Annotated in this window: 15 protein-coding genes; 14 read left to right on the top strand and 1 reads right to left on the bottom strand. The window is 73.2% G+C overall.

The features are described 5' to 3' along the window. Positions 1 to 65: 65 nt before the first annotated feature. The gene (locus tag AF335_RS08300) at positions 66 to 668 is read left to right on the top strand and encodes a hypothetical protein (protein WP_102917609.1); all 603 of its coding nucleotides are present in this window, start codon (positions 66 to 68) and stop codon (positions 666 to 668) included. A gap of 139 nt (positions 669 to 807) precedes the next feature. After that, the gene (locus AF335_RS36160) at positions 808 to 2,139 is read left to right on the top strand and encodes a phthiocerol/phthiodiolone dimycocerosyl transferase family protein (protein ID WP_102917610.1); all 1,332 of its coding nucleotides are present in this window, start codon (positions 808 to 810) and stop codon (positions 2,137 to 2,139) included. A 29-nt stretch (positions 2,140 to 2,168) separates the two neighbouring features. Here AF335_RS36160 and AF335_RS08310 read toward each other — a convergent pair whose 3' ends face one another. Continuing rightward, the gene (locus AF335_RS08310; protein WP_102917611.1) at positions 2,169 to 2,378 is read right to left on the bottom strand and encodes a hypothetical protein; all 210 of its coding nucleotides are present in this window, start codon (positions 2,376 to 2,378) and stop codon (positions 2,169 to 2,171) included. Positions 2,379 to 2,805: 427 nt separating this feature from the next. On the opposite strand from AF335_RS08310, the gene AF335_RS08315 reads away from it, so the two are divergent. From AF335_RS08315 to AF335_RS08380, 12 genes are all read left to right on the top strand, one after another. Then, the gene (locus AF335_RS08315; protein WP_102917612.1) at positions 2,806 to 4,659 is read left to right on the top strand and encodes a phage tail sheath family protein; all 1,854 of its coding nucleotides are present in this window, start codon (positions 2,806 to 2,808) and stop codon (positions 4,657 to 4,659) included. 7 nt (positions 4,660 to 4,666) lie between these two features. Then, entirely contained in the window at positions 4,667 to 5,191 is a 525-nt protein-coding gene (locus AF335_RS08320) for a phage tail protein (protein WP_087924793.1), read from the top strand. A gap of 11 nt (positions 5,192 to 5,202) precedes the next feature. Further along, on the top strand, positions 5,203 to 5,937 hold the full coding sequence (locus AF335_RS08325; protein ID WP_102917613.1) for a hypothetical protein: 735 nt from the start codon (positions 5,203 to 5,205) through the stop codon (positions 5,935 to 5,937). A gap of 725 nt (positions 5,938 to 6,662) precedes the next feature. Next, entirely contained in the window at positions 6,663 to 7,937 is a 1,275-nt protein-coding gene (locus tag AF335_RS35465) for a Pvc16 family protein (protein ID WP_228773483.1), read from the top strand. A 52-nt stretch (positions 7,938 to 7,989) separates the two neighbouring features. Beyond that, on the top strand, positions 7,990 to 10,116 hold the full coding sequence (locus AF335_RS08345; protein ID WP_102917616.1) for an ATP-binding protein: 2,127 nt from the start codon (positions 7,990 to 7,992) through the stop codon (positions 10,114 to 10,116). Beyond that, entirely contained in the window at positions 10,107 to 10,433 is a 327-nt protein-coding gene (locus AF335_RS34490; RefSeq protein ID WP_102917617.1) for a hypothetical protein, read from the top strand. The genes AF335_RS08345 and AF335_RS34490 overlap by 10 nt, the downstream gene beginning before the upstream one ends. Then, complete coding sequence (locus tag AF335_RS08355) at positions 10,430 to 16,576, top strand: eCIS core domain-containing protein (RefSeq protein WP_102917618.1); 6,147 nt, start codon at positions 10,430 to 10,432, stop codon at positions 16,574 to 16,576. The genes AF335_RS34490 and AF335_RS08355 overlap by 4 nt, the downstream gene beginning before the upstream one ends. A gap of 3 nt (positions 16,577 to 16,579) precedes the next feature. Continuing rightward, positions 16,580 to 17,146, top strand: a complete 567-nt coding sequence (locus AF335_RS08360) for a HEAT repeat domain-containing protein (protein ID WP_102917619.1) — start codon at positions 16,580 to 16,582, stop codon at positions 17,144 to 17,146. A gap of 38 nt (positions 17,147 to 17,184) precedes the next feature. After that, a complete protein-coding gene (locus AF335_RS08365) occupies positions 17,185 to 17,835 on the top strand; it encodes a hypothetical protein (RefSeq protein WP_102917620.1) in 651 nt (216 codons plus the stop codon). After that, positions 17,835 to 18,200 (top strand): LysM peptidoglycan-binding domain-containing protein, encoded by a 366-nt coding sequence (locus AF335_RS08370; RefSeq protein ID WP_102917621.1) that lies wholly within the window; start codon positions 17,835 to 17,837, stop codon positions 18,198 to 18,200. Before AF335_RS08365 ends, AF335_RS08370 begins: the two co-directional genes overlap by 1 nt. Further along, the gene (locus AF335_RS08375) at positions 18,193 to 19,335 is read left to right on the top strand and encodes a hypothetical protein (protein WP_102917622.1); all 1,143 of its coding nucleotides are present in this window, start codon (positions 18,193 to 18,195) and stop codon (positions 19,333 to 19,335) included. The genes AF335_RS08370 and AF335_RS08375 overlap by 8 nt, the downstream gene beginning before the upstream one ends. 32 nt (positions 19,336 to 19,367) lie before the next feature. After that, a complete protein-coding gene (locus AF335_RS08380; RefSeq protein ID WP_102917623.1) occupies positions 19,368 to 19,883 on the top strand; it encodes a phage baseplate assembly protein V in 516 nt (171 codons plus the stop codon). The last annotated feature ends 10 nt before the right edge of the window (positions 19,884 to 19,893 follow it).

The following is a 19,893-nucleotide window of genomic DNA, read 5'->3' on the forward strand; positions in this document are numbered from 1 at the left end:
ACGGTCCGCCGACGGGTAAGCGGGGCCCGGACCGCTCCGCGGCCCGTCGGCGGCACAATCGGCGTATGTACGTTCTCGAACTGCTGGAAGCCGCCTCCCTGCTGGCGCCCGACGACGCCTCCGCGGGGGACGCCCTGACCGCGGACGACGTCTGGGACTACCTCGCCCACGACCAGTGGGAGACGGCGCTCCGGCTGCTGGAGGAACTCGGCGGCGCCGGTCCGCTGCCGGTGGGCTTCTGGGAGTCGATGACGGAGGCCGCCCGCGAGCTCCGGATGGAGCGGGGCGCGGCCTGGTGCGGGTGGCGAGCGGCCGAGGCCCGGAGCGGCATCATCCGGGCCGAGCTCGTGCTCCGGCCCGCCGCCGGGACGGGGAGGCGCCTCCCTCTGCCGGGGGCCGGCGTCCTGAAGCCGATGTGGAACATAGGCAACCGCGCGCCCGACGGCGGGCCCGCCCTGAACATCGCCGCCCTCTGGGTGGAGGACACCCCGGAACTGCCACCCGGGGGAACGGCCGTCGTACGGCTCCTGCCGCTGATCCCCTCGCGATGGCGGCACCTGGCTCCGGGCGATGTCCTCACCATGCACGAGTTCACCCCGGTCGCGGGCACCGCGACCGTCCTGGAGACCAGGCCACCCGCGGAGCCGGCCGGGGTCGTCCCGGCGTGACGGGCCGGCCCCCTCGCCCCAGGGGGGCCAGGTACACCCAGGAGCGGTACCTGGCCCCATTCTCCCGGCCGGCACCGGACGGAAAGGTGGTGGGTGCCGCCGCGACCGGCGGCGAGACCTTGAGCCACGGAGCCCTGAGATGACCACGCAACGCGTCCTTTCCCCCTTCGAGACCGGATACTTCAGCGCGTCGGCGCGGTTCGGGAGCGTCCCGGTCGCCGGGATGCCCCTCTTCGTCGGGTCGGTCGTACGCGGCACCGTGGACGCCGGTCCGCTGCGGCGCGTCCTGGCCGAACTGGCGGCCGTGCATCCGTTGCTGCGCTGCCGGGTGGTGGCGGGCGGCGGCGACGGGGCCCTGGCGTTCCGGGTCCGGCCGGACTTCCGGCCGGAGCTCGACGTCGCCGACGGCGGTGACGAGGCGTACCTCCGGCTGGTCAACTCCCCGCAGGACTGGGCGGCCGGGCTGTTCCGGGCATGCCTGCTGCGCGACGGCCCGTCGAGCCGGGTGGTGCTGGTGATCCACCACGGGATCGCCGACGGCCGGTCCGCGTTCGCGCTGCTCGACGAGATGTGGCGGCGCTACACCGCGCTGGCCGCCGGCACCGGCCTGCCCGCTCCGGTCGAGCACCGGCTGCCGGACGCGGTGGACACCGGACTCGCCCCCGTCGTGACCGACGCCGAGGTCACCGAGCTCCTCGACCTGATGGCCGGGGCCGCTTCCGGCGGACCGGCGCCCGCGACGCTGCGACCGGATGCCGACGGCGCGGCCGACGACCCGCTGGGCCGCTTCGCCCTGGACCGCGTCGAGCTCGACGCCGGGACCACCGGGGCGCTCGCCGCCACCGCCCGCGCGCACGGCCTGACCGTGGGCGCCCTGCTGTGCGGGGCGGCGCTCGCCGCGGTCCGGGCGCTGCTGGAGCCTGCGGTCGGCGCGCTGTCGATGGTCTGCGGCAACGCCGCGGACCTGCGTTCCTCGCTCCGGCCCGAGCTGCCCGCGAGCACCGTGCTCAACTGCGCCTCCGGGCTCGGCACGCTGCTGGCGGTGGACGCCGGCGCCGACCCCTTCGCGCTCGCCCGGGAGGTCTCCGCCGACGTCCGCGCCGCCCTGGCCCGGCGCGACCCCGCGCGCTTCCTGCTCGCCGCGCAGCGGGTCCGCGGTGAGGCGGAGGCGGCGGCGCTCCGCGCCCGGCCGACGATCGCCGTGTCCAACGTCGGCCGGATTCCCCGCCACCCGACGCCCGTGGGGCTGAGCGTCGTCCGCGACGAGGGGTACGCGATGGCGGCGGGGATGCCGCCGAAGCTGACCGCGTTCACCTATGACGGGCGGCTGACCGTACAGGTCGAGTACGACACCGCCGTGTACGGCAGGGCGCGGATGGGGCGGCTGGGCCGGGACCTGGAGGCGGCACTGCGGCAGGTCGCGCGCACCCCGGCACCGGCCGCCACGGGCCTGTGCGACACGGCCGCCTGAGGGCGGCGGGTTCCCGCGCGGGAGTCCTCTTACGGCCGCCCGGCTCCGAGGCGGTGGCGGATGGCCTGGACGAGTTCGTCGACGTCCGGGTTCTTGAGCATGCTGTAGTGATCCGCCCGCAGATCGATCACGGTGGGGGTGCGGGCGGGGGCTCTCGGACCCGGCGCCGGGGGTTCGCCCGGGCCGGTGTTGCCCGGCCCGCGGGCGTAGGGGCAGGCCGCCCGGCATCCCGGGGTCATGAGCCGACGGCCCCTTACGGGCCCCACTTCCCTCCCACCCGCCGCGGGGTCGTGGTGGCCGGAAATCCGGTACCCGGGTGCGGGAGGCCGGCGCATGGGCCGGAATTCAAATTTCCGCATTTCATTGATCGAATGCCCAGGAGTGGATCTCCATCATCAACTGATCTTCACGGCAAGGAAGTTGAGGAATATCTGGGTCGTTCCAGGATCTTGACTTGGTGTTCCGACTCGGCTCATGATGGGCCCGCGCAAAGGCGCCAGGAGTCACAAGCGGGTGCTTGAGTCCCTCGCGGCATGGAGTCGCGAGGTTTATGACGGGGAACATCCCATTACGCATTCGCGTGCGCAATCACGTATGGCGCGTAGCGGCCTTATGAAGATCACCTCCCCTTCATATCTCTTGACGTCTGGAGGAAATGGAGGGTCAATGCCGGTGCAACCGACCTATCCCGGCGTCTACATCGAAGAACTTCCCAGCAGCGTCCGTACCATCACGGCGGTCACCACGTCCGTGGCCGCCTTCCTCGGGCACACCCGCCGGGGTCCGGTCAACCGTCCGGTCACCCTCACCAGCTTCGCGGACTACGAGCGCCGGTTCGGCGGTCTGGCCTCGGAGAGCGCGGTCAGCTACGCCGTCCAGCAGTTCTTCCTCAACGGAGGATCGGTCGCGGTCGTGGTGCGGGTGGGTGCCGCGGGAACGGGCGAGTCCGCCGCTGTGACGCTGGTGTCCAGCGAGACCGAGACGGCCGCCGCGGCACTGGGACTTGCCGCCAAGGAGCCCGGAAAATGGGGTTCCGAGCTGCGCGTCGCCGTCGACTACGACACGCAGAAGCCCAAGGACACGTTCAATCTGCACGTCTTCGACAGCTCCGGCGGAGCGCGGGAGTCCTTCACCGGGGTCTCCATGGACCCGGCCCACCCCCGCTACGTCAAGGCCCTGGTGGACTCCGCCTCGTCCCTGGTCCAGGTGGCCTCGGTGGCGGGCCGCGGCCGGCCCGATCCCGTCGGCACGGTCTCCAAGCCGTTCGGGGCACAGCTTCCCGACCTGGCCGTGGCGGTCGACGTCAGGATCGGCGCCGTCAAGCACACCTTCAAGATCTACGACGCGGAGGCCGACGGCAAGGAGCAGCCGAAGAACGTGGCCCAGCTCGCCCTCCTGCTGGAGCGGAAACTGCGGGCGCTGCCCGACGCCCCGGGCAAGCGCGCCTTCGCGGGCACCCGGGTCACCGCCTTCGGGCAGCGGCTCCAGGTCGTCGCGGGCTCCCTCGACAAGGACGACGTGGTCAGCTTCACCGGTGACGCCGCGGGCCCGCTCGGCCTGCAGGACTTCGCCCGGCCGCCGGTCTTCGAGCTCAAGGACGGTAAGGACGCGAGCCCGCCGGGGCCGGTCGACCTCATCGGCAGCGAGGCCGGGAAGACCGGCATCAACGCCCTGCGCGACGTCCAGGACGTCAACCTCCTGCTGCTGCCCGAGGTCGCCGCCTACCCCAACCCGGACGACGCCGCCACCGTTCTGTCCGCGGCCGCCGCGCTGTGCCAGGAGAAGCGGATGTTCCTGGTCGCCGACGCACCCGCCGCCTGGCGGAGCCTGGACGCCGCACGGGCGGGGCTTTCGACCTTCGAGTCCGTCCCCGGCACCCACGCCGCCCTGTACTTCCCGCACCTGGAGATGGTCGACCTGGTCACCGGGCGGCTGCGGGCCTTCCCGCCCTCGGGCGCCATCGCCGGGATCATGGCCCGCACGGACAGCGAGCGCGGCGTGTGGAAGGCGCCGGCCGGCACCGAGTCCCGGCTCTACGGGGTGCGGGCGCTCACCGTCCCGATGACCGACCGGGAGAACGGGCTGCTCAACCCCGTGGGGCTCAACTGCCTCCGCTCGTTCCCCGTCGTCGGCCCCGTGGTCTGGGGCGCGCGGACGCTGGCCGGCGCCGACGTCCTCGCCTCCCAGTGGAAGTACGTGCCGGTCAGGCGGCTGGCGCTGATGCTCGAGGAGAGCCTCTACCGCGGCACCAAATGGGTCGTCTTCGAACCCAACGACGAGCGCCTGTGGGCGCAGATCCGGCTCAACGTCGGCGCGTTCATGCACACGCTCTTCCAACAGGGCGCGTTCCAGGGCACCGCCGCGCGTGAGGCGTACTTCGTCAAGTGCGACAAGGACACCACCACGCAGGACGACATCAACCGCGGCGTGGTGAACGTCGTGGTCGGATTCGCGCCGCTCAAGCCCGCGGAGTTCGTGATCGTCAAGATCGAGCAGATGGCCGGACAGATCGAGGTATAGGAGCTCCATGGCCGAGTTCACGGTCAACGCGCAGCGGTTCGACCCGTACAAGAACTTCAAGTTCCTGGTCGTCTGGGACGGGCGCGTCGTCGCAGGCGTCAGCAAGATCAGTCCACTCAAGCGCACCACCGAGGTGGTCAAGCACCGCAACGGCGGAGACGCCAGCTCCCCGCGCAAGTCGCCGGGGCGCACCGAGTTCGAGGCCGTCACGCTGGAGCGCGGCGTCACCCACGACACCGAGTTCGACCGCTGGGCGAACAAGGTGTGGATGGTCGGCGCCGGCCGCGGCTCCGAGGTCTCCTTGGCCGACTTCCGCAAGGACATCGTCATCCAGGTGCTCAACGAGGCGGGCCAGGTCGCGGTCTCCCACAAGCTCTACCGCGCCTGGATCAGCGAGTACCAGATCGTCGGGGAACTGGACGCCAACGCCAACGCGGTGGCGATCCAGAGCCTCAAGCTCGAATGCGAGGGCTGGGAGCGGGACTACGAGGTCCCGGAGCCCGAGGAGCCCTCGTACCAGCAGCCGGCCTAGGCCGGTCACGGATGGAACACCTGGAGGCCGGGGTGCTGCTCGCCGCGTGGGAGGCGGGCCTCGCGTCCGACGACGGCGGGCGCGCCCTCCTCCTGCACGGCCTCGCCCGCCCCGGCACCGGAGCCGGGGAACTGCTCTCGGTTCCGGTGGGGCGGCGCGACGCCGAGCTGTTCGCCGTCCGGCGGGCGCTGTTCGGCACGGAGCTGGAGGTGCGCGCCGACTGCGCCCGGTGCGGGGAGGAGATGGAGTTCTCGTTCGACGCGGCGGGGCTGGGCGCGGCCGGACCGGCCGCACCGGGGGCTCCCCTCCGCGTCGCAGAGGGGGAGTGGACGGTCGAGTTCAGACTGCCCGGCCCCGCCGACCTCGCCGCCGTCGCGACCGTACCGGCCGACCGGGCCGGCGCGGCCCTGCTGGCCCGGTGCGTCGTCCGGGCCGAACGCGGCGGGCGGCCCGTCGCGGACCCGGACCTGCCCGAGCCCGTACGACGACGGATCGCCGCCGCCTCGGAAGCGGCCGACCCACTGGCCGACGTCACGCTCAACGTCGCCTGCCCGGCCTGCGGGCAGGCCACCCGGGCCGAACTCGACATCGCCTCCTACCTGTGGGCCGAGCTCGACGCCTGGGCCCGCGACACCCTCCTGGACGTCCACCTGCTCGCCACCGCGTACGGCTGGAGCGAACCGGAGATCCTGGCGCTCAGCCCGCTGCGGCGCCGCTACTACCTGGAGCTGTGTGCGGATGCCTGACTTCTTCGACCGCCTCCTGGCCCGCCACGCGCCCACCCGCGCGGGCACGCCCGCCGACGTGCCCCGGCTGCGCCCCCGCCTGCCGGGACCCTTCGAACGGGCCGGGACGACGGAGCCCGGCACGCCCGGCCCGCCCGGGGAACCCGCACCGGCACCCCCGCCCGCCCGTACCTCCGGGACACCGCCCGTACCGGCGCCGCTCCGCCCGGCCGCGACCACCGCCGCCGCGCCGCCCCGCGCGGCGGCACCGGCCCGGGAACACCCCGCCGCGTCGGCGGTACGCCTCGTACCCGCGCGCCCGCTCCTCGTCGCCCCACCGCTGCCACCGGCCACCACCGCCCCCGCGGAGAGCGACCGGGCGCCGCGGCGGCGCCTCGCCGACGCACGGCCCGGAGCCGTCGGACGGTCCGCCGGACCCACCGCGCGGCCTCCTGCCCCGAACGCCTCCCGGACCGCCGCCCGGGCTCCGCCGCCCCGCCCGCGCCCGCCGTCCGCCCCAGGCCGCCGCAGCGCCCCGCCGCGAGCGCGGCCCCCGGTGACCGCCGCCGCCGGCAGCCGGCCGAGCGGGTCGTCCACGTCAGCATCGGCCGCCTGGAGGTCACGGCGGCCGAACGGCGGCAGGACCCGCCGGCACCGGGCGGGCGCGCCGGCACCGGGCGCGGCGGACGCCCGGAGCCCGTGATGACGCTCGACCGGTACCTCGGCGGCGCGAAGGGACAGGGCGCATGAGCAACTCACTGGCCGTCGCCACCGTCACCGAAGCGCTGCGCCTGCTCCTCGCGAACTCCGTCGCCCTCGACGTCCCGTTCGCCGTCGACGTCGCCGCCGTCAAACCGCCCGCCCAGACCCCGGCCCAGCCCACGATCACCGTCTTCCTCTACCAGGCCACCCCCAACGCGGCGCTGCGCAACCGCGACACCCCCACCCGCACGGGCGACGGCACCCTGCTCACCAGACCGGCCGCAGCCCTCGACCTGCACTACCTGATCAGCTTCTACGGCGACGAGCGCGAACTCGTCGCCCAGCGGCTGCTCGGCTCCGTCGTCCGCACCCTGCACGAACTGCCCACCCTGCCCAAGGAACTGATCGACGAGGCGGCCGCCGCACCGTTCCTGACCGGCAGCGACCTCGCGGCGGCACCCCAGCGGGTGCGCTTCACGCCCTCGCAGATGGACGTGGACGACGCCTCGAAGCTCTGGTCCATGCTCTTCCAGACGCCCTACGCGCTGTCCCTCACCTACCAGGGCACCGCCGTCCTCATCGACGGCCGGCAGGAGCCCGTCGCCGGGAAACCCGTGCTGCGCCGCACCGTGCGGGCCGTACCCACCCGGCAGCCCCTCATCGACCGGCTGCTCTCCCGCCCCGCCGGCTCGCCGCCCGGCACCGAACCGGTGGAGGGCCCGGTGCCGGCGGGCAACGAACTGGTCCTGCGCGGCACGGGACTCCGCGCCGACCGGGTCGCGGCCCGGCTCGGCGGCCGCGACCTGCCGCTCGACGCGGGCCGGGTGCGCGACGACGAAGCCGTCGTCCGGGTGCCCGCCGACCTGCCGCCCGGTACCCACCAGGTGCAGCTCCTCCAGGCCGTGAACCTCGGCCTCCCGGCCACCCCGCACTGGGGCCTGGAGTCCAACGCCGTCACGTTCGCCCGCCGCCCCGGCCTCGCGGGTCCCGTCCGGGTGGAGGGCCGTACGGGCCACGACAGCGTGTCCGCCGTCCTCGTCCTCGACCTGGACATGCCGCTCCGCGACGACCAACGGGTGCTGCTCCTGCTGGACGAGCGGCAGCCGCCCCCGGGCAGACCGGCCGCCGGATACCAGTTCCGCGCGCCGTTCCCGCTCGGCCAGCGGCCCGACCCCAAGCGGCTGAGGATCGCCGTCGCCAAGGTGCGGCCGGCCGTCTACCTGGTGCGGGTGCAGGTCGACGGGGTGCAGAGCGCGCTGACCTTCTCCGCCGAGGGCGTCTTCGACGGCCCCCTGGCCGACCTCGACGAGACGCGCTGACGGGGGCCGGGGCCGTGACGGTACGGGGGGACGGGACGAGGTGGCGGACGGTATGACCGAGCGGCACGGCGTGGACCAGCGGGCGCTCGCCGCCGCCGTGGAGGCGGTGCTGCGGCGGCTGGACGCCCACGCGTCCGCGCCCCCGGCCACCGGGGGCCGCGAGGCCGCGGCCGGGCGCGGCGCCGCGGCCACCCCTCCCGCCGGGCCCGGGCCCTCGCCCGAGGCAGCCGAGCCCGGGCCCCGGCCCTCCGCTGAGGCCGCCGGGCCCGGAGCCGAGCCCTCCGCTGAGGTCGTCGAGCCCGGCATCCAGCCTTCGCCCGAGGCCGTCGAGCCCGAGCTCCAGCCTTCCCCAGAGGCCACCGAGCCCTCGCCCGACATCCGGATCCCTTCCGCCGACGCCCTGAGCGTCCTCGTCTCCTGCCTCGGCCTCACCCCCTTCGAACGCGACGTGCTGGTACTCGCCACCGCCGCCGAGACCGACCCGACCACCGGCCCCCGGTGCGCCGCCGCCTGCGGCGACCCGGCCCGCCCCCACCCCACGTTCGCCCTCGCGCTGGCGGCCCTCGACGCACCGCACTGGAGCGCGCTGACCCCCGTCGGGGCCCTGCGCCGCTGGCGGCTGGTCGAGCTCGACGACGAGACCTCGCCGACGACCTCGCGGCTACGGGTGGACGAGCGCGTCCTGCACTTCCTGGTCGGCGTCCCCTACCTGGACGTACGCCTGCACGGCCTGCTCAGGCACCGCACCCCGCGCCGGGAGCCGCTGCCCCCCGGCCACCAGGACGCCGCCGAGAGCATCGCCCGCGCCTGGTCCGGAGCCGGGCTGGACGGGCCGCCGCACGCCGAACTCGTCGGCGCCGACCACGACACTCGCTGGGACATCGCCGCCACCGCCGCCGACCGCGCCGGCCTGGCCCTGTACACCGCGGCCGCGGACGACCTGCCCACCGAACCCGCCGAACGGGACCGGCTCGCCCGGCTCTGGCAGCGCGAGGCCGTCCTGCTCCCCGCGGCCCTGCTGATCGAGGGCGGCGACCGTACGGGCGAACGCCGAGGCGCGGCCGAGGCGTTCCTCGCCGAGCTGCCCGTACCCGTCATCCTCTCCAGCGACGAACCCCTGCCCGGCGCCACGGCCCGGCGGGAACGCGTCACCGCCGAACCCCTCACCCCGGAGGAGCAGCTCCGGCTGTGGAAGGGCGCGCTGGAGGGGGTCGAGGGCGTCCGGGAACAGGACGTGCGCGATCTCGTCGCCCAGTTCTCGCTTCCCGCGCACGTCATCCGCTCGGCGGGCGCGGCGGTCCGCCGGGCGCCCGAGGGCGACGCCAAACGGCTGGCGTGGCGGGCGGGCCTGGCCGAGGCCCGGATGTCCCTGGACGAGCTCGGCCGCCGGATCGAACCCCGGGCGGGCTGGGCGGACCTGGTACTCGCCGACCGCCAGCGCGAGGCGCTGCGGGAAGCCGTCGCCCATGTGCGGCGGCGCGCCACCGTCTACCAGGAGTGGGGCTTCGAAGCGGTGCTCCGGCGCGGCCTCGGGGTGACCGCCCTGTTCGCCGGCGGCTCGGGCACGGGCAAGACGCTCGCCGCCGAGGTCGTCGCGGGCGAACTGGGCGTCGACCTGTTCGTCATCGACCTCTCCCAGATCGTCAGCAAGTACATCGGCGAGACCGAGAAGAACCTGCGCAGGGTCTTCGACGCCGCCGAACGCGGCGGCGCGCTGCTGCTCTTCGACGAGGCCGACGCGCTGTTCGGCAAGCGCAGCGAGGTCAAGGACAGCCACGACCGCTACGCCAACCTGGAGGTCAGCTATCTGCTGATGCGCATGGAGGCGTACCGGGGGCTGGCCGTCCTGACCACCAACATGAAGACGGCCCTGGACCAGGCGTTTATGCGCCGGATCCGCTTCATCGTCGACTTCCCCTTCCCCGGGGCCCCGGAGCGGGCCGAGATCTGGCGCCGCGTCATCCCCAAGCAGACCCCGAGCGAGGCCCTCGACCCGGAGCGGCTGGCCCAGCTCACCGTGGCCGGCGGCTCCATCAGGAACATCGCGCTGTCGGCGGCGTTCCTCGCCGCCGACGAGGGAAGCCCGCTGCGGATGCGGCACATGCTGGCCGCCGCCCGCACGGAGTACGTGAAGCTGGAGCGCTCGCTGACCCCCTCGGAGGTACGCGGATGGGTGTGACGGATCCGGGGCGCGTCGACGTCGAGATCGGCGAACTCGTCCTGCACGGCTTCGAACACGTCGACCGGGACCTCCTCGCCGACGCCTTCCGGCGTGAACTCCACCGGCTGGTACGGGACCGGGGCGTCCCCCTGGCCGGAGACACGGGAATCACCCTGGACCTCGTCCGGGGCCTGCCGCCGCTGCCCGGTACGGCCTCACCGCACCGGCTGGGCACGGCGCTGGCCCGGGCGGTGCACGCCGGCCTGGCGGGGCGGGGCGACACGGGGGAGCCCGGCCGCGGTTCCGGTTCCGGCACCGGGGGGCGAGACGCATGAGCCGGTTGCAGACGTCGTCGGCGGATCAGCGGCCGGCGGGCAAGGCCGAGCGGCAGCGCGGGCGCGAGGCCCGCGCGCCCAGGGCCCGTACCCCGGAACCCAAAGAGATCATCACCGGCGCCGGCCAGCCGCTCGACCTCGGGCTCCGCCGTGAACTGGAGGAACGCCTCGGCCACGACTTCAGCCGGGTGCGCGTCCACACCGACCCGGACGCGGCGCTGCTCACCGACCTGCTGGGCGCGGACGCCGTCACCGTGGGGGAGGACGTGTTCTTCGCCGAGGGCAGGTTCCGCCCCGGGACGGAGGACGGCCGGCGGCTGGTCGCCCACGAACTGCTGCACACGGTCCAGGCGCCGCACCCGCTGGGCGCGTTGAAGGCCGGCCGCGACCTGGGCGCGGTCAGCATGCCGCAGGACGCGGTGGAACGACAGGCCGAGGACGGCGCCCGCTCGGACCTGCCGCGCCCCGGGGTGACGCGGAACGCCACCCCGGGCTGGCTGCGCTACGCCCGGGTGAGCGCCGACCGCTTCCGTACGGAACTCCTGGACCCGGCCACGCTGGTGGACCGCCTCACGGCGGGCATCGTCCGCTCGCTGCGCGGCGACCCGACGGACGCGACCGGCCGGGTACGGCAGCAGCTGACCCGCTTCGCCCCGGAGCTGAAGGAGTCGGTCCTGGACCGCCTCACCCTCCGCCTGCCGTCCTCGGACCACGAGCGGCTGCTGGAACTGGTGGAACGGAGCGAGCGCGGCCCGGCGGAGGCGGACGCGGGGACGGTGCCGGGGCCGGTGGCGGAACCGTCGCGTGATCCCGGCGGGGAGGCGGAGGGCGGGCCCGGCACCCCGCCGAAGGGGCAGGAGGGCGAGGCGGGCGGGGGCGCCCCGAAGCCGGGGGAGAAAGATCCCGAAGGGGAGGCCCCCGGGGCGAAGGGCTCCGCGGGGAAGGACGGGGAAACGCCGGAGGGGAAGGGCGAGGAACCGGGCAAGGAATCGCAGGAGGGGAAGGGCGAGGAGCAGGACAAGGAATCACCGGAGGAGAAGGGCAAGGAGCCGGGCGAGGAATCGGAGCGGACGAAGGAGAAGCCGCCTCCCACCGAGGAAAAGGAGCCCGGAGCCGAGCCCGGGAAGCCCGAGGCTGGCGGACAACCGGAGCGAGCCGCCGCGGAGACCGGTGCCGTGGCCGCCGTCGTCGGAGCCGCGCCGGGCGCGGCCTCCCCGGGCGGCGCGGCCGCGCAGGCCCTGGGCGCCCCGGAGCAACAGCGGAAGGCGCTGCGGAACGGCCCCGCCGCGGGCGCGCGTCCGGCCGTCGTCGGCGCGCGCGTCGACCAGCAGCCCGGCCCCGCCCGGCCCGAGCGCGTGGACAGGCGGGCGGAGGCCGAGGACAGCCCGCTGGGCCGGCACGGCCTCCTCGGCGGGAAGGAGGGCAAGGGCGAGCAGGCGGACGAGCCGCTGGGCCTGGCACCGGGGGCCGACAAGGAGGTCGAGGTCCCGAAGGACGAAGGGCCGGAGACCACCGGGCCGATCGGGCCGGAGCTGCGTCCGGACGACTACCTCCCGGACACCGACCTCGACGTCTCGTCCGTGCCGACCGCCGACCACCTCGACCCCGCCGCCGAAGGCACGGCGGTACAGGAAGCGCCCTCCTTCCCCGCGCCGCCGAAGACCAAGGCGGACGAGATCCTGCGGCAACGGGAACAGGAAGAGGGCGAGGCCGCCGCCGAGGAGCCGTCCCGGCCGCCCGCCGCCCCGCGGGCCGTGGACGGACCGCCCGCTCCGGCAGCGACCGAGGCGCCGGCTCCGCCCGGCGCCGGGAGGGAGCCGGAGAGCGACACCGCGCCGGAGCCCCGGTCGGACGAGCCGGTCGAGCGGGAGATCGGCCCCGATCCGGCAGCCGCGCAGGCCGAGGCCGGTCGCCCGGATCCGGGAGCGGACCGGGAGGAGGCGCCCGAGCCCTCGTACGCCGGGGCGTCCGGACGGCCGGACCTCGCGCAGGGCATGGGGACCGGGCCCGAGGCCGACCGCGGGCGGCCCGCCGCGGCCACCGCGGAGCGAGCGTATCCGGTAACAGGCGCGGGCCCCGGGGCCCCAGGGACCACCGGGACCCCCGGGCCCGAGGGAACCGAGGCGACCGGCCCCCTCGGTTCCCCGGGGCCGGTCGCCGAGCAGACCGACGCCCCTGGCGGCCTGGGCGCTTCCGGGGCACAGTCGGCCCCGGACGCGTCGATGGAGAAGGGCGGCGGAGCCTGCGCGGCCGTCCGGCAGCCCACCACCGAGGGGGAGAAACCCGAAGGCGGCGGGGGCGGTTGCGAGGGCGGCGGCGCGGCCGCGGGGGGCAAGGAGGAGGCGCCGGAGCAACAGCCCGCTCCTCCCGACGTCTCCGGCCAGGACCCGCAGAGCGCCCTCGCCACGGCCGGTACGCTCCCGCCCGACCGGATGGCGGCCACACTCGACGGCGTCGACGGGGCCGTGGACCGCTCGGTGGGCGAGCAGCACGCCGCCCTGGAGGCCGACGCCCCGACCGCGCAACGCCCTTCGGGCGCCCCGGGCACCCTCTCCGGTACGCCGGAGGAAGCGGCCCCCGCGCAGCAGGTCACCGAACACGTGGAGCGGGAGGGCGCGGAGAGCGGCAAGGAGCAGAAGAAGGCCGAGGGCGAGAAGGCCGGGGGGCCGAACCCGGCGGCCGACGTTCCCCGCCCGGCCGTCTCGGACGACCAGGCGAACCAGGTGAGCGCCCAGGACGTCCAGAACGTGCAGAACGCGGTGGGGGAGGCACCCGTCACCGACGCGTCCCTCAACCGCACGGTCAAGGCGCCGAAGGTGCAGTTGAGCGGGGAGAGCGACCCCGGGCGCACCGACAGGCAGGCCGGGAATCTCAAGACCTCCTCGGCGAAGATCCTCGGTGTCGGCCGCGAGGACGCGGCCAAGCCGATGGGCGAGGACCGGATCTACCCGGACGTGCCCGGAGAGACGCTCCGGGGCGATGTGCCCGGGAGCGCCGGCGGCGCGGGCGGGCGGCGCCGGGCCGGTGCGGTCGCCGCCACCGGGCCGGGCGTGGCGGCCGTCGCCCAGCAGGAGCGGGGCCCGCAGATCCAGGCCGCGGTCGGTCAGGGCCAGGGCCGTATGGGCCAGGAACAGGCCCGGCACAAGCAGTCCGAGGCCGAGGAACGGCGCAGCAGCCAGGAGGCGCGGGACCGCGCCGTCGCGGAGAACGCCGAGGCCCAGGCGGGCGAACGCGGCCAGGCCGCCGAGCAGGTGCGCGCCGAGCGGACGCAGTGGCAGGCGGAGCAGGACCAGGAGATCACCCGGGCCGACACCGACGCGGTGAAGGAACACGGCGAGAAGAACAAGGAGATCGACACCAAGCGCACCGACACGGACAAGGACGTCGGCAAGCGCCAGGACGAGGACAACAAGAAGATCCAGGACAACCGGAAGGAGGCGGAGGAGAAGGCCCGTAAGGAGAAGGAGCGGAAGAAGGAGGAGTCCTCGGGCTGGTGGGGCTGGGTCAAGTCCAAGGTGAAGGCGGCGTTCGACGCGCTGCTGAGCGCGATCACCGGGATCTTCGACTTCTTCCGCAAGATCGTCAACGGGATCATCGACAAGTTCCGGGAGTTCGCCAACTGGGCGATCGAGCAGGCCAGGAAGCTGGCCGTCGAGCTCATCAAGAAGCTCGCGGACGCGCTGATCGCCATCGGCGACGTGCTGCTGGCGGCCTTCCCCGGGCTGCGGGACAAGTTCCGGAACAAGATCCGGCAGTGGCGTGACCAGGCGATCGCCAAGGTCAACGAGTGGGCGGACAAGCTCAAGGCGGCCGTCAACAAACTCCTCGACCTGCTGGCCGCCGGCCTGAACGCGCTGCTCGGCCTGCTGGAGAAGGTCCTCAAGGCGGTGGTCGACCAGGTCCGCGAATCGGTGCTGGCCGCGATCGAGTTCGCGCGGAACGCGATAGCGATGCTGGGCGAGCTCGCGGAGCTGGTCGTGGATGTCGCGGCCGACCCCGGCGGCTGGGTGGTCAAGCTGGGCAGGTCGGCCAAGGAGGGAATCCAGAACCACCTCTGGGGCGCCGTGAAGAGGGCGGTGAAGGGCTGGTTCAACGAAAAGGTCGAATCGGTCCTGGGGCTGGGCAAGAAGGTCGTCGATGTGCTGCTCAAGGGCTGCTACACGATGGCCGAGATCGGTCGGATGGCCTGGGAGGCGCTGATCGAGTCACTGCCCGGGATCATCATCTCGATGGTCGTCGAGAGGGTCATTTCGATGATCACCTTCCCGGCCGGTGCGGCGATCATCGAGATCGTCCGGGGCGCGATCGCGGTCTGGGGCACCATCAACAAGATCATCGCGGCGTTCGGCAAGTTCTTCAGGTTCCTCAAGGCGGTCAAGAGCGGTGCCGCGGCATGCCTGTTCGCCGAGGCGCTCGCGTCCGGCGTGGTCGTGCTCCTCGAACTCATCACCAACTACCTGCTCGCGCGGCTGAAGTCGGCGGCCAAGTCCGTCGGCACCCGGCTCAAGGCGATAGCCCAGAAGATCATGGAAGGGCTGGCCAAGGCGGCGAAGGGCCCCCGGCTGGCGGCGGGCGGGGCGATCAACCGGCTCAAGGACGGGTTGAACCGCGGGGCCCAGGCGCTCGGTCTTACCCCACGGCCCGGGGCGAAGCCGGGCCCGCGCCCCGGACCGGCCCCCGGCAGACCCTCAGGCAAGGCGACACCCCCCAAGGGCAGACCGGCCACCTCCAAACCGGCCCGCCCCGGCCCCTCCATGGGAGCGCGCGCACTGACCGGCGTGAAGACGACGGTCAAGAACTCCGTGCGGAAGGTCACCGGTGCCGTCCGCGCCCTCGGCGGCAAGCTGAGGAACAGCAAGCTGGGCAACGTCCTCGTCAAGGGCGCGCAGAAGCTGCGGGAGGGCTACGGAAAGCTGCGCGACAAGGCCCGCGAGCGGTGGGCCAAGTGGCAGAAGGCGCGGCAGGAGCGCGCCGCCCACGAGAACTCGCCGGCGGGCAAGGCGGCTCGTCTCGCCAAGATCGTCGCTCGTATCAGGCCGAAACTGGCCAAGCTCCTGCGTCGTGGCCTGCCGGGCGCCGCCCTGCGCGGGGTGCTGTGGGGAATGCGGCAGTGGTACGGACTGAGCGGTCTGGTGGCCTCGGCCGGCCGCCAGTTCGCGGTGACCGCGACCTTGAACCCGGAGCAACAGGCGGGCAGTGGCTTCCGGCTGACGGGCGAAGACCTGCGCAAACTCGTCCATGAGGTGGCCAAGGAGATCCTTGATCGGCAGGAGATCAAGGACGCGGCGCAGCGGCTGCGGCTGACGAAGGCCAGGGGCGGCAAGGGGCATCCACTGGAAACCACGGGCGCGCAGGACATTCCGGCGACGGTCCGTTACCTGCGGGAGCGGGGGAACTCCTTGGACGTCTCCAGGCCCGACGGGGGGACGCTCGAGGTCGGACCCCATGTCTCGAGGTGGGGGACGGTCGACTCCTACAGGGTCGGCAGTGACCATGCCGTGGTGAAGGAGCAGCAGAAGGCGGGGCAGCTCAACCAGATCACTCTGGGAGTCGGTACCTATCCGGAGATCGCCGCCTCGCTGCAGGCCACCGGGCTCAGTGACAAGCGTGTGGCGAGTGTGCTGCGTGCCTTCCATAAGACGGGCCGCTTCCCCGGATCACTGACAGCGGAGCAGGAAGCGATGTTCCGGAATCTCCACTGGCTCATGTTCGTACGGGAGTCGGTGCGGAACCCCGCCAACCTGGGCTTCGCCGCCATGACCCTCGACCTGGTGCACCGTGGTCCCGGCCAGGGCGGCCTCACCGTCCACGAGGCGTTCGCCCAGCACGAGAACACCGGACGCCAGGGCGGACGCGGATCGTTCCCCATGTCGATGGTGAACGCCGTGCGTGCGACACGTGGAGTCGAGGCCGAGGAGGCCGGGCTGCCCACGGGGAAGACCCATCAGGGCGGCACCCGTGCCGAGCGGGCGGAGTTACGGAAGAGGGAAGTGGAGATGGCGGAGCAGTGGGCACTGGCTGTGACGGGGGGCCAGGGCGTGCTCGGTGAGACGGCAGAGGAAGCGATCAGTGCGGGTCGTAAGCTGATCAGCGACTTCATGCTGAAGTTCCACGGGCTGCACGAGAACGAACGGGGAATTTGACCGATGGTGAGCTTCGAAAAGCGGCTGGTACTCGGTCCGGAGGTCAGCCGGGACGACGTGGAAGACCTGGCTTGGAACCTCGACTGGAACATTTACGAAATGGGAGAGGAGGAAGCCGGAGCCTGCGTCGACATCTGGCGGACCGACGATGGCGGGACCGAGATCCACCGTGTCGAGGACCGGCCCATCGGCCTGACGTACCTCACCTTGCGGGGGTCCGCGGTGGCTGTGGTGGAGCGGCGGATCCGGGAATCCCTGAGCGTGTGGTCGCGGTCCGACGCGCTCGCCGCACTGTGTGACGCGGTTGGCCGGGACGAGCGGTTGCGGAGCCTGTACGGGCTCGCCCTCGTCGTCGACGAGCTGGACGGCGCCGTCCTGGAAGAATTCCGGACGGCCGCTTCCGACCCCGATCCGGGAATCCGTCAAGCGGTGGTGGTGGCAGCCGGGTACCGGCCGGATCCCGCCCTTGTGGAATTGGTAACGCAATTGCGTGACAGTGACCCGGTTCCTCATGTCCGGGAGAACGCGGACATTCTTCTGGAGGGAATCCGCCTGCATGGCGGTGAATAACGTATGAGCATGCGATTCTCGCGAAGGGGGGAGAGCACATGACCCGCTACCCCGACCTCCCCAAACCCATCCGCTCCGGCATAGTCATCGTCGACCCCCAACGCGGCACCCCCCGCGGCATCATCGTCCTCCAGTTCAACCCCGACTCCCTGGAACGCTCCCTCGCCCCCCAGGCCGCCGGCGCGGAAGGCGCCGGCGACCGCACCGAGGCGTTACGGCTCAAGGGCCCCGCCGCCGAGACCTGGAAGTTCACGGCGGAGATCGACGCCACCGATCAGATGGAGCTGCCGGTTCCGCAGGGGATCCAGCCGCAGCTCGCCGCGCTGGAGACGCTGTTGCACCCGCCCAGCGCGCTCCTGAGGCGCAATCAGGCGCTCGCCGCACTCGGTACGTTGGAACTCACGCCGATCGAGGCCCCGCTGACGCTGTTCACCTGGGGAAAGAACCGGGTGCTGCCCGTACGGATCACCGAGCTCACCATCACCGAGGAGGCGTTCGACGTCGAGCTCAACCCGATCCGGGCCTCGGTCGGGATCGGGCTGAGGGTGCTGACCGTCAACGATCTGCCCACCGGGCACCGGGGCGCGGAGCTGCACCTCGCGCACCTCGCACAGAAGGAACAGCTCATCGGGCCCGCCGCCGGCGGGAACCGCAGCGCCCTCGGGCTCGGGAACGGAGGGGGTTTCTGATGGCCACCGACGGATACGGCGCCGACATCCCGGACGGCTTACCCGCCCCCTCCGCCTACCCCCGCTCCAGCCGCTACCACGACGTCCCCGTCGCCGTGCACACCGAGCCCGACGGCCGGCAGACCCCGTACCTCAGGCGGCGCCTGCTGCCCGACCCCGCCCGGCTGGGCACCCTCACCGAGCACACCGTCAGCGTCGGCGACCGGCCGGACCTGCTCGCGTACCACTACCTCGGCAGCGCCGAGCAGTGGTGGCAGATCGCCGACGCCAACCCCGTCACCGACCCCAGGGAGCTGACGGGAACCCCGGGCCGCAGACTGCGGATCGCGCTCCCGGAGGGCGTACCCGGAGCCGCGAATGGCTGACGCCCCGGTCACCACCGGACCGATCCGGCTGACCCTGATGATGGGGCCCCGGATCCCCGTGCCCGTGCCGCAGCCCGTCACCGACGCCCTGCTGTCCGCCCAGGTCACCGTGGCCAGCGGACAGCGCAGCGGGTTCCAGCTGGCGTTCGACCTGTCGAAGAACGGGCTGATCAACACCGCCCTGCTGCCCGGCGGGTTCTTCGACCCCGAGATCAGGGTCGTGCTCGTCGTCACCGTCCAGGGCACCCCCACCGTCCTCATGGACGGCGTCCTCATCCGGCAGGAGGTCGGCATCAGCAACCAGCCCGGCCAGTCCACCCTCACCGTCACCGGCGAGGACCTGACCGTGCTGATGGACCTGGACGACCGGACCGGCGAGGACTACCCCGCGATGTCGCCCGCCGGCCGGGTCGCCGTGATGCTCACCCGCTACGCCCAGTACGGCATCACCCCGCTGGTCGTCCCCGAGGTGATCCCGCAGGTGTCCCTGCCCACGCACCGGGTGGAGGCCCAGAACGGGACCGACCTCGCCTACATCAGCGAGCTGGCGAAAGCCAACGGATACGTGTTCTACCTCGACCCGGGGCCCGTCCCCGGTATGAGCCGGGCCTACTGGGGACCGGAGGTACGGCTCGGCCTGCCCCAGCGCGCGCTCAACGTGAACATGGACGCCCTGTCCAACGTCGACCAGCTCACCTTCGCCTTCGACGGCACCGCCCGAGAGGAGCCGAGGGCGCGGGTGCAGCTCCCCACCACCAAGATCTCGACCCTGCTGCCCATCCCCGAGGTGAGCATCCTGCGACCCCCGCTGGCCCTCAAGCCCGCACCCGCGCTGAAGAAGACGACGGTCAAGGACGCGGCGAAGAAGGAGCCCGGATCGGCCCTGGCCGAGACCCTCGCCAAGGCCATGGAGTCCGCCGACGCGGTCTCCGGCTCCGGGCAGCTCGACGTCGTCCGCTACGGCCAGGTCCTGCGCCCCCGCGAACTCGTGGGCGTACGCGGCGCGGGGATCACCTACGACGGCCTGTACTTCGTCAAGAGCGTCACCCACAACCTCCAACGAGGCGCCTACACCCAGAACTTCACCCTCGCCCGCGAGGGCCTGATCTCCCGCACGCCCGTCGTACGCCCGTAAAGCCCCCGGAACAGGAGCACAGGAGCAGACGCATGGCCACTGAACCCACCCGCTACCTCGGCAAGTACCGGGGCACCGTGGTGAACAACACCGATCCGGAGCGGCGCGGACGCATCACGGCGCTGGTGACGGACGTCCTCGGCAAGACGCCGTCCAACTGGGCCATGCCCTGCTTCCCGGTGGCCGGCCGGGGGATGGGGCACTACGCCGTGCCCCCGGTCGGGTCCGGGGTGTGGATGGAGTTCGAGCAGGGCAACCCCAGCGACCCCATCTGGTCCGGCTGCTGGTACGGCCACGAGAGCGAACTGCCCCCGCAGGCGCTCACCGGCCTCCCCGCCGCGCCCAACCACGTCCTGCGGACGACGCTGGGCCGGCGGACGCTGGTCCTCTCCGACGACCCGGTCACCGGCATCACCCTCAGGTCCGAGACCGGCGCCTCCATCGTGATCAACGACTCCGGGATCGAGATCGACAACGGCCAGGGAGCGAAGATCACGCTCATCGGCCCGACCGTGACCATCAACCAGGACGCCCTGAGCGTGACCTGAGAGAGGAGGG

It is taken from the genome of Streptomyces eurocidicus (assembly GCF_002891295.1).
Classification (GTDB): domain Bacteria; phylum Actinomycetota; class Actinomycetes; order Streptomycetales; family Streptomycetaceae; genus Streptomyces; species Streptomyces eurocidicus.

Coding starts and splice junctions, on each gene's coding strand:
- AF335_RS08365 (WP_102917620.1), top strand. CDS start 17,185: ATGACCCGCTACCCCGACCTCCCCAAACCCATCCGCTCCGGCATAGTC.
- AF335_RS08315 (WP_102917612.1), top strand. CDS start 2,806: ATGCCGGTGCAACCGACCTATCCCGGCGTCTACATCGAAGAACTTCCC.
- AF335_RS08380 (WP_102917623.1), top strand. CDS start 19,368: ATGGCCACTGAACCCACCCGCTACCTCGGCAAGTACCGGGGCACCGTG.
- AF335_RS08300 (WP_102917609.1), top strand. CDS start 66: ATGTACGTTCTCGAACTGCTGGAAGCCGCCTCCCTGCTGGCGCCCGAC.
- AF335_RS36160 (WP_102917610.1), top strand. CDS start 808: ATGACCACGCAACGCGTCCTTTCCCCCTTCGAGACCGGATACTTCAGC.
- AF335_RS08375 (WP_102917622.1), top strand. CDS start 18,193: ATGGCTGACGCCCCGGTCACCACCGGACCGATCCGGCTGACCCTGATG.
- AF335_RS08360 (WP_102917619.1), top strand. CDS start 16,580: ATGGTGAGCTTCGAAAAGCGGCTGGTACTCGGTCCGGAGGTCAGCCGG.
- AF335_RS08310 (WP_102917611.1), bottom strand. CDS start 2,378: ATGACCCCGGGATGCCGGGCGGCCTGCCCCTACGCCCGCGGGCCGGGC.
- AF335_RS08355 (WP_102917618.1), top strand. CDS start 10,430: ATGAGCCGGTTGCAGACGTCGTCGGCGGATCAGCGGCCGGCGGGCAAG.
- AF335_RS08370 (WP_102917621.1), top strand. CDS start 17,835: ATGGCCACCGACGGATACGGCGCCGACATCCCGGACGGCTTACCCGCC.
- AF335_RS08320 (WP_087924793.1), top strand. CDS start 4,667: ATGGCCGAGTTCACGGTCAACGCGCAGCGGTTCGACCCGTACAAGAAC.
- AF335_RS08325 (WP_102917613.1), top strand. CDS start 5,203: ATGGAACACCTGGAGGCCGGGGTGCTGCTCGCCGCGTGGGAGGCGGGC.
- AF335_RS34490 (WP_102917617.1), top strand. CDS start 10,107: ATGGGTGTGACGGATCCGGGGCGCGTCGACGTCGAGATCGGCGAACTC.
- AF335_RS35465 (WP_228773483.1), top strand. CDS start 6,663: ATGAGCAACTCACTGGCCGTCGCCACCGTCACCGAAGCGCTGCGCCTG.
- AF335_RS08345 (WP_102917616.1), top strand. CDS start 7,990: ATGACCGAGCGGCACGGCGTGGACCAGCGGGCGCTCGCCGCCGCCGTG.